Origin of the sequence: Stutzerimonas stutzeri, from assembly GCF_024448895.1 — a bacterium.
In the GTDB taxonomy this organism is placed as follows: Bacteria; Pseudomonadota; Gammaproteobacteria; order Pseudomonadales; family Pseudomonadaceae; genus Stutzerimonas; species Stutzerimonas stutzeri_Q.
Genome location: NZ_JAMOIC010000024.1, coordinates 1 through 12,985, shown reverse-complemented (window position 1 = coordinate 12,985; position 12,985 = coordinate 1). Strand labels below are relative to the sequence as shown.

Sequence of the window (12,985 nt, the reverse complement as noted above, 5' to 3'; positions counted from 1 at the left end):
CTACGCAAAGCGTTTCAGCTGAGCCGGCACGTTCCGAACGAGGGCGCTGAGTCATACATGCTTTAACGATAAGCCCCTACAAGCCTGGCGGTTGTCGGGTTGCGACCCCTACGTACTGCGCGGCGACATCAGCCGATTAAAATTCACAGACTGAAACGATTGATCAATGCCGTTGAATGCCTTTTACGGGCTTCACGGGCTCTGATGAATCAGTCATGCGGATAGCCCGCGATGCCGTGGCGCCGGGGTTGCAGGAACACGACGAGCCAGGGTGGCGGTGCGGTGCCGGTCGAGGTTTCGAGCGTGTATGCGGGTCTGTCTGTCGGGCCAGACGCCGCAATCGACGCTGGCCGACGCCGCTGACGGGTTTGGATAAGCGTGCGTCGGTGCCAGACCTCATTCAGCCAGTAAAAGACCGATGATGAATTCTGTCTTGTGGCATCTCGTGGAGTGTTCAGCGTGGCGATCAGCGTATTCGACCTTTTCAAAATTGGCATCGGCCCATCCAGCTCGCACACCGTTGGCCCAATGCTAGCGGGTGCGCTGTTCATCGGTGCGCTGCGCGAACGGCAGCTGCTGGAACGCGTTTGCCGAGTAGAGGTGCGCCTTTACGGCTCGCTGTCCGCCACGGGTGTCGGGCATGGCACCGACAATGCCGTGCTGATGGGGCTCATGGGCGAACGCCCGGACCTCATCGATCCGCAACAGATAGTTCCTCGCATCGAGGCGCTTCGTGCCTGCGGTCAGTTGCGCCTTGATGGTCATTGGCCGATCCAGTTCGACTGGGATACGGATCTGCTTCTGCTCGAAGAGAGCCTGCCTTATCACCCTAACGCGGTGACCTTCAGCGCGGAGGGCCATTCCGGGCTGCTCTATCAGGACACGTTCTACTCGGTTGGTGGCGGCTTCGTGGTCAACGCCGAACAAGCGGCAGCTGGGCAGCTGGACCAGGACCACACAGAGCTCCCCTATGATTTCTCCAGCGCCGTCGAACTGCTGCAGTTATGCAAGCGGCACGGATTGCGCGTCAGCGAACTGATGATGGCCAATGAAAAGGCCTGGCGCAGCGAGGCGGAGGTCCGCAGCGGCTTGCTGCGCCTGTGGGAAGCGATGCAAGCGTGTGTTGCCAACGGGCTGCGTCATCAGGGTGTATTGCCCGGCGGGCTTAACGTAAGGCGCCGCGCCGCCAGACTGCATCAAAACCTGCTGGAGCTCGGCAAACCCAACGTTATCGGTTCCACCATGAGCGCCATGGAGTGGGTGAACCTGTTTGCCCTGGCGGTCAACGAGGAGAATGCGGCCGGTGGTCGAATGGTAACGGCGCCGACCAACGGGGCGGCCGGCATCATTCCGGCAGTCCTGCATTACTACATGAAGTTCCATCCCGAGGCCTGTGATGACGATGTGGTCAACTACCTTCTCTCCGCTGCGGCGATCGGCATCTTATGCAAGAAGAATGCGTCCATCTCTGGCGCAGAAGTAGGGTGCCAAGGGGAGGTGGGTTCCGCATGCGCCATGGCTGCAGGTGGTCTGGCGGAACTGCTGGGTGCAACGCCCGAGCAGCTGGAAAACGCCGCTGAGATCGGCCTGGAACATAACCTTGGGCTGACGTGCGACCCGGTCGGCGGATTGGTTCAGGTGCCTTGCATCGAGCGCAACGCCATCGCGGCCATGAAGGCGATCAATGCCGCACAAATGGCTTTACGCGGTGACGGCGAGCACTTCATCTCGCTGGACCGAGTCATCCGCACGATGCGTGATACGGGCGCCGACATGCATGACAAGTACAAGGAAACCTCCCGCGGTGGGCTGGCGGTGAATGCCATCGAGTGCTGAATCGAATGCGTGCATGACCGTGAGCTCGGTGGTCGCTTGCGGTGCAGGCGACTGGTTGCAGGACCGGTAGCAGTGCCTCGCCGCTCATCTGCCCCAGCCTGATCACCGATTGTTACCTGTGTGTTACCGCCGGTTTTTCAGTACTCAAATATTGTCGATGACGGGTCCTGGGACTGCTACGAAAGTGCTCAGGCCCCGCAATCGCAAGGCTGGCGGTAGATCCCGTGGAGCTGCCCCTGCCTGTTGCCAGGCCTCTATCGAGGGCTTTAAGCAGATCCCAATTCTTTTATTGAACGCGCATTCAAAATAGGCACGCAGTTTGCCTTGCTATATTCATGATTCGACCAGTGAGTCGGAAATATAAAAAAGAGCCTCGTCGAAGGCTCATAAATGCCTTACGTGAGGGTTCGCCAGTGTCAGAGATGAATCAAGGTTTACAGCCTCCGAGTCGACTCCCGCAAACCATCGGCTTCTTGCTGCTGGACAACTTCACCCTGATTTCTCTGGCCTCGGCCGTGGAGCCCTTGAGGATGGCGAACCAGCTGTCGGGCAAGGAGCTTTATCGCTGGTTCACCTTGAATCATAACGGTCAGCCCGTGATGGCAAGCGATGGGCTGCAGATCACTCCAGATGCCAGCTTCGAAACCGCCCCTGCGCTTGATTCCGTGGTCGTTTGCGGCGGTGTGGACATCCTGCACAGCATTACTCGCGAGCACCTCCATTGGCTGCAAGGGCAGGCCCGGCATGGCCGCCAGATGGGTGCGGTCTGCACCGGTAGCTGGGCGCTGGCCAAGGCCGGATTGCTCGATGGCTACGACTGCAGCGTGCACTGGGAATGTCTGGCTGCAATGCAGGAGGCTTATCCGCGCACATCCGTTACGTCTCGCCTGTTCACGATGGACCGTAACCGTTTCACTGCATCCGGCGGTACTGCGCCGATGGACATGATGTTGCACCTGATCGGCGCGCAGCATGGACGCGAGCTGGCCGCGGCAATTTCCGACATGTTCATGTGCGAACGCATTCGTAACGAGCAGGATCACCAACGAGTACCGCTCAAGCATATGCTCGGCACTAACCAGCCGAAGCTTCTTGAAATCGTGGCGCTGATGGAAGCGAACCTGGAGGAGTTGATCGACCTCGACGAGCTGGCCTGCTACGTCAATGTTTCGCGACGGCAGCTCGAGCGACTGTTCCAGAAATACCTGCACTGCTCGCCGTCGCGCTATTACCTCAAACTGCGGTTGATCCGCGCCCGTCAGCTGCTCAAGCAGACGCCCATGTCGATCATCGAAGTTGCCTCGGTGTGCGGCTTCGTCTCGACCCCGCATTTTTCCAAGTGCTACCGGGAATATTTCGGCATTCCGCCGCGTGACGAGCGCTCCGGCCAGCATCTGGCGCAGGTTGTGGCATTGATTCCGCGTCCGGACGAAGGCAGCAAGAATCCAGCCGTGATGGCTGCGCTGCAACGTGCCCAGGGCGAGTCTACCTACGCCAGCGTACGCATCTGAGCGCCTGAAAAATTTTTGATGGGACCGGGCGGGCATTCCGCCCGGCTTCCATTGAGCTGCCGCCTGTCATTCGGGAGCAGGCACGACGTGGCCTGTCACCCTGTGAGCAAGCACAATTTTTGCTCAACCCGCCGTTAAATCCGCTTCTGCGTTGCGCTAGGGTCGCACCAATGCCGGCAACAGCTTTGTGCAGATAGCTTCTCGAACCGAGGGCAGCAGGGTTGCGGAACCGCCCAGGAGTTCTTCGATCAGCCGGCGCAGCACATGTGCGCGGTCCTGTGACAGGCCGATAACGGCCCGCTCGCAGGCTTGCTCTGCGGTAACGCCGCTGGGTATCTCAAAGCCCAGCGACACGAGGCGATCGCGGAAATCGTCCTGATCGATCAGATCGGCGTGCATCATCGAGTTTGCTCCTTTGGCTTCGATACAAGGTGGGATGCGCTCAGCGCAGCACCCCTTCCTCGCGCAATAATTTGAAAATCGCTTCGGCGCCGACTTGTGGCGACACGCCTTCGAGTACCTGGCCTCCGCCGCCGGAGGTTTTGGCGGTGGCGGCCTTCATCCGCTCGGCGCCGGTCTTGGCCTTGATCACCTTGAGACGTTTGGGCCGAGGCCTCGCCGGTTGCAGATGAGCCTCTAGCAACAGGCCGTCCTCGATCACGGCAACGTCCTCAGCATTGAGCTGCCCGCGACGAGCAGGGCCGAATGCGCTCTGGCGCGCCGCTGGCCCAGCGTTATCGACACTGGCGACGAAGGGTAGACGCACCTTGAGCCGCCGCCGTTGACCGCGAGGCAACGCCTGCAGCACCTGGGCCATGCCATTTTCGATCTTTTCCACCTCGGCCAGGCCAACCACCAGGGGCCAGCCCAGGCGCTCGGCCAACAGATAGGGCAGCAGCCCCGAGCCTTCGCCGGTTTCTGCCTGGCTGCCGGTCAGCACCAGATGCGCGCCGGCATCCTGCAAATAGTTGCTCAACAGTGGCAATGCATCGCAGTTGCTCGGCTGCTCAAGGATTGTCACTTCGTTCAGGCCCATGCCCAGGTAAGCACGCAATGCCGGTTCCTGCGGGTCGCCGGCGTGCAATACATTCAGCTGCTCGCCGACCAGGCGCAGGCCCAGCTCGACGGCACGGGCGTCCTGCTCGGCGCGGCGGGTGCGTCCCGAGGTCGGATGTGCGCCGACCGAGACCAGGGTAATGATGTTCAAGTCAGTCATGGTCCACCCGTTGCCCGGAGTGCAACCGGGTCCCACTGTCGTTATGCCGCATCGCGCTCGCCTCCTTGTCGATATTGGTTCGCCAGATCGATTAGCGCAGCGAGAATTGCGGTGGAGTCGCCGATCACGGCCAGGTCGGCACGTTTGATCATGTCGCAGCCAGGATCCATATTCACCGCCACCACCTTGTCGCAGGCACCGATACCCTGCATGTGCTGAATGGCGCCGGAAATCCCGATCGCCAGGTAAACCCGCGCGGTAACCCAGGTGCCGGTGGCACCGACCTGACGGTTGCGCGGCATGAAGCCATCGTCCACCGCTACCCGGGACGCGCCTTCTGTGGCCCCGAGGGCCACTGCGGCCTGGTGGAACTGATCCCAGTCCTTGACCCCATTGCCCCCGGACAGAATGAACTCGGCTTCGGCCATGGGCGTCAGGGCCGGGTCGACTGCTACCGCGCCGAGGTCTTCGATGCGCGGCAAACAGCGAGCAATCTTGTCTTCGAGCGAGAGCGGGCGAACTTCGTGGCGGGTATCGCTGACCGGGTCGGCGCATTCGACTGCGGCCAGAATCAGGCGCGGTGCGCTACGCACCAGATCCTGCTGGCCGGCACCGGCGCGTCCGATGCATTGACCGTCGGCGACCTGCCAGATACGCGTGGCCGGGCGCTCACCGAGCTTGGCCGCAAGACGCCGGCCAAGCTCGCCGCCGCCTGTTCGGCTGTCCGGGAGCAGCCAGTGTCGCGGGGCCAGCTGGCTTTCCACTGCGCTGAGGGCCAGCACGCGTGCTTCCGGTGCGTAGCCATCGAAGGCCTCGCCCTCTATGTGAAGCAGGCGGTCTACGCCGGCGTTGTCGAAAGCAGTTTCCTTGTGGTCGCCGAATACGATGGCAACCACTGCAGCTGTTTCGCCGGCCAGCTTGTTGGCCAGTCCGAGCAGGTCCTTGTCATGGCTGCTCAGGCGGCCACCGACCATGTCCGGCACCACGGCGATATAGAAGGCCGGTTGTTCGACCACGTGCAGCGGTAGCTGCACCACTGCGGCGGCGCTGCGCTGGGTGCTGCCGCCTTGCTGAGCACCGCTGCGGTCGATTCGCTTGAGCCCGTTGGCGCCGATGAAGCCAACCCCATGCGGGTCCTTGCGGATGATCCCATTGGGTCCCATCCAGCTGGTTTCGCCGCCCGCTGCGGCCGAGGCCATGGCGGCGTGCAGCGGGTGCAGGCGGTTACGGGCGATCCACTCAACGCGTGGATCGCGGCGGATGATGTCGCTCATCAGTGCACCTCCAGGGCTTCAGGCTTGGCTGCTGCTGGCTTTTTTGCTGGCGCAGGTTTCTCCAGCAATACGTCAGCGACCAGCTCGGCGATGTCCTTGATATCCGGTCGCGGCGATACCACGCCTTCGAGCATTGCGGTGCACTGAGGGCAACCCACGGCCACCACTTCGGCACCGGTCTCCTTGATGTCAGCCATGCGCATATCGGGGATACGTTGCTTACCGGGGATGTCAGTGATCGGCGCACCGCCACCGCCACCACAGCAGCGCGACCGGAAGCCGGAGCGGGCCATTTCCTTCACCTCGATGCCGATGGCCTTGAGCACGGCGCGGGGTGCTTCGTATTCCCCGTTGTAGCGGCCGAGGTAGCAAGGGTCGTGATAAGTCACGCTGGCACTCTGGTGCTTGCCAAGATCCAGTTGGTCGCGGGCGATGAGGGTGGCGATGTAGGTGCTGTGGTGCAGCACCTCGTAGCGACCACCCAGCTCGCCGTACTCGTTCTTCAGCACATGGAAGCTGTGCGGGTCGCAGGTGACGATGGTCTGGAAACGGTACTGAGCCAGGGTTGCGATGTTGCGTTTGGCCAGTTGCTGGAAGGTCGCCTCGTCACCGAGTCTGCGTGCGACGTCGCCGCTGTCGCGCTCCTCCAGGCCGAGCACGGCGAAGTCCACCTCGGCGGCTTTCAGGACTTTGACGAAGGCGCGCAGGGTGCGTTGGTTGCGCATGTCGAAGGCGCCGTCGCCGACCCAGAACAGCACGTCGGCCTGCTTCTTTTCGCTCATCAGCGGCAGGTTCAGGTCAGCTGCCCAGTTGAGTCGCCCGCCTGGCGCGAAGCCGCCGGGATTGTCGGTGGCGATCAGATTGTCCAGCACCTCGGCACCCTTGTTCGGCGTGGCGCCTTTCTCAAGGGTGAGATGACGGCGCATGTCGACGATGGCATCGACGTGTTCGATCATCATCGGGCATTCCTCGACGCATGCCCGGCAGGTGGTGCAGGACCACAGGGTTTCCGCCTCGACCAGCCCTTTGCCCTCGGCAAAGACAATGGGTTGGTGCGGATTGCCGCCATGCTCGCCGACGGGAATACCCGGATAGGGGCTGCCGAAATAGCCCTTGTCGCTGCCGCCCGCGAGGCCGATGACCATATCCTGAATCAGCTTCTTAGGGTTCAGCGGCTGGCCCGCGGCAAACGCCGGACAGGCGGCTTCGCAGCGCCCGCACTGCACGCAGGCATCGAAGCCGAGCAGCTGGTTCCAGGTGAAATCCTTGGGTTTCTCTACACCGAGTGGTGCGTTCGGGTCTTCCAGGTCGAGGGCTTTCAAACCGCTGGAGCGCGCCGCGCTTGCATTGTGCGGGCTACGGAAACGCTCCGGGCGACGATGGAAAGCCAGGTGCAGGGCGCCGGCGAAGGCGTGCTTCATCGGCCCGCCCCAGGTCATGCCGAAGAACATCTCGGACACGCCCCACGCCACGCCGAGCGCCAGAACGGCGGCCAGTATCCAGCCGCCAAAGTCCTGCGGCAGGATGCCGGCGACCGGCAGGGTGGCGATGAAAAAGCTGAACGAGAACATCAGGAGGCTCTTCGGCAGGCGCATCCAGGGGCCTTTCGACAGCCGCGCTGGCGGGTTGCGCCGGCGTTTGGCAACGAATAGCGCACCGACGAACATCAGCACACAGGCACCCAACAGGGCGAAACCGAGGATCCGGTTCTGCAGACCGAAGCCATGCACGACGATCGCCAGTATCGAGGCCAGCACGAAGCCGCCAGCGGTGGCGACGTGCGTCTTGGACATGTACTTGTCGCGCTCGACCACGTGGTGCAGATCGACCAGATAGCGACGCGGCATGGCCATCAGGCCGCCCAGCCAATCGACCTTCGAGGGACGCCCGCGACGCCACATGGCGAAGCGCTTGCCGGCGCCGAGTACCGCTAGCCCGAGGGCGGCGAACAGCAGGATGGGGAGTAGGGTGTCTAGCATGATGGCTCCTAGCGAACGCATCGAAACTCAAAAAGCGCCAACTGGCCGAGGCCGGCGCGTGGGAGCGAGCGTGCTCGCGATGGCGGTGCCGACGACGTGTCCGTCAGCCATCGCGAGCAAGGACAACCGTCTCGCTCGCTCCTACAGGGCCCGGGCTGGAAGGTCAGAAGTCCTTGCAGATCCGCAGCGCGTCATATATCGCCGCATGGGTGTTGCGCTGAGCCACGCAGTCGCCGATGCGGAACAGCACATAGCCATCGGCAGTCTTGCCATCAAGGGTGCTTAGGCAGGGCTGCGGTTGGATGGCGAACAGCGCGTCGACATCGATCTGCCCTTTGTTGAGCGAGCCTTCCTTGAGTGAGTAGTAGAGCGTTTCGTCCGGCCGTACACCGTTCTCAACGACCACTTGATCGACAACTCGCTCTTCTTTGGCGCCGGTGTATTCGTTCTCCAGTACCGCCACCAGCTTGTCACCTTCGCGGTAGACCTTTTCCAGCACCATGTCGCCGGTCATGATCACTTCCTTCGGGTACAGGCTGCGGTAGTAGGTCGGGAAACTTGTACCGCCGATGGCCACGCCGGGCTTGATGTCGTCGGTGACGATCTCGACCTTCGCGCCTTTTTCGGCGATGAAGTCAGCCACTGACATGCCGGTGAATTCGCAGATGGTGTCGTAGACCAGCACGTTGTTGCCTGGCGCTACCTTGCCATCGAGCACGTCCCAGCTGCTGACGATCAGGCCTTCTTCAGCGCCCCAGTGCTCGTTCTGTTCGATATACGGATGGCCACCGTTGGCCAGCACCACGATGTCCGGGCGCAGGTCGAGGATGGTGTCGACATCCGCACCGGTGCCCAGGCGCAAATCGATGTTCAGGCGCGCCAGTTCAAGCTGGAACCAGCGAGTGATGCCGGCCATCTGGTCACGCTGGGGCGCCTTGGCGGCAATGCTGATCTGCCCACCGAGGCTGTCCTTTTTCTCGAATAGCGTCACGTCATGGCCGCGTTCGGCCGCAACGCGTGCCGCCTCCATGCCTGCCGGACCGCCGCCGACGATGACCACTTTGCGCTTGGGCCCGGTGGTCTTTTCGATGATGTGTGGTAGGCCCATGTATTCGCGGCTGGTTGCAGCGTTCTGGATGCAGAGCACATCCAGGCCCTGATATTGGCGGTCGATACAGTAGTTGGCGCCGACGCACTGCTTGATCTGGTCCACCTGGCCCATCTTGATCTTGGCGATCAGGTGCGGATCGGCGATATGCGCGCGGGTCATGCCGACCATGTCCACGTAGCCGCCTTCGAGTATGCGCTGCGCCTGGTTCGGGTCCTTGATGTTCTGCGCATGCAGGACGGGCGCCTTGACCACTTCCTTGATGCCGGCGGCCAGATGCAGGAACGGCTCCGGCGGATAGCTCATGTTTGGAATGACGTTGGCGAGGGTGTTGTGGGTATCGCACCCGGAGCCAATCACGCCGAAGAAATCGATCATGCCGGTAGCATCGTAGTACCGGGCTATCTCTTTCATATCTTCGTGGCTGAGACCATCCGGGTGAAACTCATCACCACAGATACGCATCCCCACGCAGAAGTCGTCACCGACCTCTGCACGTACGGCCTTGAGCACTTCCAGGCCAAACTTCATGCGTCCTTCGAAGGTGCCGCCCCATTCGTCGGTGCGCTTGTTGACCCGCGGCGACCAGAACTGGTCGATCATGTGCTGGTGCACGGCAGATAGCTCGACGCCGTCCAATCCGCCTTCCTTCGCCCGACGAGCAGCCTGGGCATAGTTGCCAATCACCCGCCAGATCTCTTCCGGCTCGATTGTCTTGCAGGTCGCACGGTGTACCGGTTCGCGTACTCCAGACGGCGACATCAGGGTCGGCCAGTTGAAACCATCCCAGCGTGAGCGACGGCCCATGTGAGTTATCTGGATCATGATTTTGGCGCCATGCTTGTGCATGGCGTCGGCAAGGTTCTGGAAGTGCGGGATGATCCGGTCGGTGGCGAGGTTCACCGAAGACCACCACTCCTGCGGGCTGTCGATGGCTACTACCGAGGATCCGCCGCAAATCGCCAGGCCGATGCCGCCCTTGGCTTTCTCTTCGTAATACTTCACGTAACGCTCGGTGGTCATGCCGCCATCGGTGGCATAGACCTCGGCATGCGCGGTGCTGAGCACACGGTTGCGGATGGTCAGCTTGCCGATCTGAATGGGTTGGAACATTGCTTCGAAAGCCATGGCGGCATCCTCTGAAAACTACTGCGCTCGGTTATGCGGCGTTGGAGGCTGGAGCGAAAATGCTCATTTACAGCAGTAAACTCCGCTTTTCGCTCCAGCCTCCGCCTTGCCTATCCCTCGCTCGCTACGTTTTCGATCACGGTTGACGTTGTTTTTAGAGTGGTTTTACGCGGAACAGGCCGTGGTCGTGGCCTTCCTGCGAGGCGCCGTAGACCTGTTCGGCGACGGTGCGCATGCTGCTGCCCCGGGCCTGGAGGATCTGGTCCATGGCGCCGGCGAACCAGCCGGTAAACATGTAGTCCACGGGACGTCCGCATTTGCCGTAGACGTAGACGAAGGCCGAGTGGTCCAGGCGCACCTCGCAGGTGCCCGCATCCAGGTCGATCGACTGGATCTTGAACAGACCCCAGCCGCGCTGTGACAGGCGCTTCATGTAATGCTCGAAGACTTCGATCCCGACCAGGCCGTGGCACTCGGCTTCTTTCTCGCACCAGTGCCAGGCCGACTTGTAGCCAGCCTTGTAGAGAATCTCGGCGTATGCCTCGGCGCCGAGGACTTCCTCGATGCCCATGTGGTTGTTGACGAAGAAATGCCGCGGCACATACAGCATTGGCAAGGCGTCAGTGGTCCAGACGCCGGTTTCGTCGTCGACCTGGATGGGCATTTCAGGGGCGTGGGTGGACATGTTTCAGGTACTCCAGAATTCGTTGATTTGGCCCCTCTCCCCGTGAGAGAGGGGAGACAAGCCTTATTCGCCCCAGACGTCCGCGAGAACCCTCATCCAGTTTTCGCCCATCACCTTGCGCACCGTGCGCTCGGGCATGCCGCGCTTGAGCAGGGTCTCGGTGAGGTTGGGGAATTCGCCAACGGTGCGGATGCCCAGCGGGTTTACGATCTTCCCGAAGCTGGTCAGACGGCGCGCGTAACCCTTGTCGTGAGTCAGCCACTCGAAGAAGTCCTGGCCATGGCCCTGAGTGAAGTCGGTGCCGATGCCGATGGCGTCTTCGCCGACGAGGTTCATCACGTACTCGATGGCTTCGGCGTAATCGTCGATGGTCGAGTCGATGCCCTTGGCGAGGAAGGGCGCGAACATGGTCACGCCGACGAAACCGCCGTGGTCGGCGATGAATTTCAATTCTTCGTCGGACTTGTTACGCGGATGTTCCTTGAGGCCGGACGGCAGGCAGTGCGAGTAGCAGACCGGTTTTTTGGAGGCCAGGATGACTTCCTCGCTGGTCTTGCTGCCGACGTGCGAGAGGTCGCACATCACCCCGACGCGGTTCATCTCGCCAACGATTTCATGGCCAAATCCGGACAGCCCGCCGTCGCGTTCGTAGCAGCCGGTGCCAACCAGATTCTGGGTGTTGTAGCAGAGCTGTACGATGCCTACGCCGAGCTGCTTAAAGACCTCTACGTAACCGATCTGGTCTTCGAATGCATGGGCGTTCTGGAAGCCGAACAGGATGCCTGTCTTGCCCAGTTCCTTGGCCTTACGGATGTCGGCAGTGGAACGCACTTGCATGACCAGATCGCTGCTCTCGCGGATCAGCTTCTGGCTGGCAGCGATATTGTTGACCGTTGCCTGGAAGCCTTCCCATACCGAGACGGTGCAGTTGGCGGCCGTCAAACCACCCTTACGCATGTCCTCGAACAGTTCGCGGTTCCATTTAGCGATGACCAGTCCGTCAATGACGATGCTGTCAGCGTGCAGTTCGGTTGGGTTCATCAGGTAACTCCCCAGTGCGGCGCATCGAAACCTTTGTCGACGCTTTGCGGCAGCTTATCCCTGGGGGGAATGTCGTCCCGATGCAAAAACGACTGGGGTATTGCTTAAAACGTCAGGCGTGGTTCCGCGAGATAGATCATCGACTTACGCAGCCAGTTAAAGCGTCATCCCGCGCCTGGAATGGATTCACTGATTCAGCGCCAAGCTGGGCTATGCGGGGGTCAACAGCCGCGACGCTCGTGCGGAGGCACGCTCCGAACACCGCCGCGTGCAGCCTGATCAGATATCGCAACGGCCAGGGCTTCGCCATGATCACGGCCGAGCAGCAGGGTGGGCGCGGCATCTCCGGGCTGGGGCGCTGTCGGGACGACTGCCTGCTGGACGTATTGGCGGCGATCAGGGCAACCAAGAAGCGCCACGGCTCCGGATTCGCGCAATGACGACGCTTCACGTCCAATCACTGGCGGGGGGTAGGGCCATGCGCCGTTCGCTGCTAGATTGCCCGTTACGTCTTCGAGCCCGCTGTGGGCGCTCATCCCATTCCACTTCCTAGTCGAGGATGACCATGCTCCTGACCAGCTACCGCACCGCCATACCCGCCGAATGGGTGGACTACAACGGGCACCTGCGCGATGCCTTCTACCTGCTGATCTTCAGCTATGCCACGGATGCGCTCATGGATCGAATTGGCCTGGATGAGGCGGGTCGAACTCGAACGGGGCATACCCTCTACACCCTTGAGTGTCACCTCAACTACCTGAACGAGGTGAAGCTCGGCAGCGAGGTCGAGGTGCGTACCCACTTGCTGGCGTACGATCACAAACGACTGCACCTTCACCTGGGTCTTTATCGTCCGAATGACGAACAGTTGCTGGCGGCCAGCGAGCAGATGCTGATGAACATCGACCGTAGCGTCGGGCGCTCGGCGCCGTTTGACGAAGCGGTGCTGGCGCTGGTGCAGGCGCTGCACGAGTCGCAGCTGGGTTTGCCCAGGCCCATCCATATCGGACGGGTCATCGGTCTGCCAGGCTGAACGGCGTTCGCTTCGGAAAAAAAAGAGGAGCCGTAAGGCTCCCCAAAGTGCTTGTAAGGGGCCTGCGGTGCCGATCCGCAGGATGAGTCACCTGCGCCGCGAAGGAGCAGACGGGTCGATCAGGCGGCGCTGAACATCTTGTGCGGGTCGATGACGAATTTCTTCGGCACGCCG

Annotated in this window: 11 protein-coding genes; 3 read left to right on the top strand and 8 right to left on the bottom strand. The window is 61.5% G+C overall.

Features of this window, described 5'->3' with window-relative positions:
- Positions 1 to 459 precede the first annotated feature (459 nt).
- Positions 460 to 1,836 (top strand): L-serine ammonia-lyase, encoded by a 1,377-nt coding sequence (locus tag NA619_RS21095; protein WP_255963779.1) that lies wholly within the window; start codon positions 460 to 462, stop codon positions 1,834 to 1,836.
- 422 nt (positions 1,837 to 2,258) lie between these two features.
- Entirely contained in the window at positions 2,259 to 3,347 is a 1,089-nt protein-coding gene (locus NA619_RS21090) for a GlxA family transcriptional regulator (RefSeq protein ID WP_255963778.1), read from the top strand.
- A 156-nt stretch (positions 3,348 to 3,503) separates the two neighbouring features.
- Here NA619_RS21090 and NA619_RS21085 read toward each other — a convergent pair whose 3' ends face one another.
- The 8 genes from NA619_RS21085 to NA619_RS25265 all read right to left on the bottom strand — a co-directional run bounded on the left by NA619_RS21085 (position 3,504) and on the right by NA619_RS25265 (position 12,314).
- The gene (locus tag NA619_RS21085; protein WP_255963777.1) at positions 3,504 to 3,749 is read right to left on the bottom strand and encodes a hypothetical protein; all 246 of its coding nucleotides are present in this window, start codon (positions 3,747 to 3,749) and stop codon (positions 3,504 to 3,506) included.
- A gap of 40 nt (positions 3,750 to 3,789) precedes the next feature.
- Positions 3,790 to 4,563, bottom strand: a complete 774-nt coding sequence (locus NA619_RS21080; RefSeq protein ID WP_255963776.1) for an electron transfer flavoprotein subunit beta — start codon at positions 4,561 to 4,563, stop codon at positions 3,790 to 3,792.
- A gap of 41 nt (positions 4,564 to 4,604) precedes the next feature.
- Positions 4,605 to 5,837, bottom strand: coding sequence for an electron transfer flavoprotein subunit alpha/FixB family protein (locus NA619_RS21075; protein WP_255963775.1), 1,233 nt, complete (start codon positions 5,835 to 5,837; stop codon positions 4,605 to 4,607).
- Positions 5,837 to 7,816 carry a dimethylglycine demethylation protein DgcB gene (dgcB, locus tag NA619_RS21070; RefSeq protein WP_255963774.1) on the bottom strand — a complete coding sequence of 660 codons (1,980 nt, stop codon included), beginning with the start codon at positions 7,814 to 7,816 and terminating at the stop codon, positions 5,837 to 5,839. Before dgcB ends, NA619_RS21075 begins: the two co-directional genes overlap by 1 nt.
- A gap of 163 nt (positions 7,817 to 7,979) precedes the next feature.
- The gene (dgcA, locus tag NA619_RS21065) at positions 7,980 to 10,052 is read right to left on the bottom strand and encodes a dimethylglycine demethylation protein DgcA (RefSeq protein ID WP_255963773.1); all 2,073 of its coding nucleotides are present in this window, start codon (positions 10,050 to 10,052) and stop codon (positions 7,980 to 7,982) included.
- Positions 10,053 to 10,206: 154 nt separating this feature from the next.
- The gene (locus NA619_RS21060) at positions 10,207 to 10,737 is read right to left on the bottom strand and encodes a 4-vinyl reductase (protein ID WP_255963772.1); all 531 of its coding nucleotides are present in this window, start codon (positions 10,735 to 10,737) and stop codon (positions 10,207 to 10,209) included.
- Positions 10,738 to 10,800: 63 nt separating this feature from the next.
- Positions 10,801 to 11,778, bottom strand: coding sequence for a dipeptidase (locus tag NA619_RS21055; protein ID WP_255963771.1), 978 nt, complete (start codon positions 11,776 to 11,778; stop codon positions 10,801 to 10,803).
- Positions 11,779 to 11,999: 221 nt separating this feature from the next.
- Positions 12,000 to 12,314, bottom strand: a complete 315-nt coding sequence (locus NA619_RS25265) for a hypothetical protein (protein WP_423836858.1) — start codon at positions 12,312 to 12,314, stop codon at positions 12,000 to 12,002.
- Positions 12,315 to 12,343: 29 nt separating this feature from the next.
- Here NA619_RS25265 and NA619_RS21045 point away from each other — a divergent pair, with 29 nt between their 5' ends.
- Positions 12,344 to 12,811 (top strand): thioesterase family protein, encoded by a 468-nt coding sequence (locus NA619_RS21045; RefSeq protein WP_255963770.1) that lies wholly within the window; start codon positions 12,344 to 12,346, stop codon positions 12,809 to 12,811.
- Positions 12,812 to 12,985: the final 174 nt, after the last annotated feature.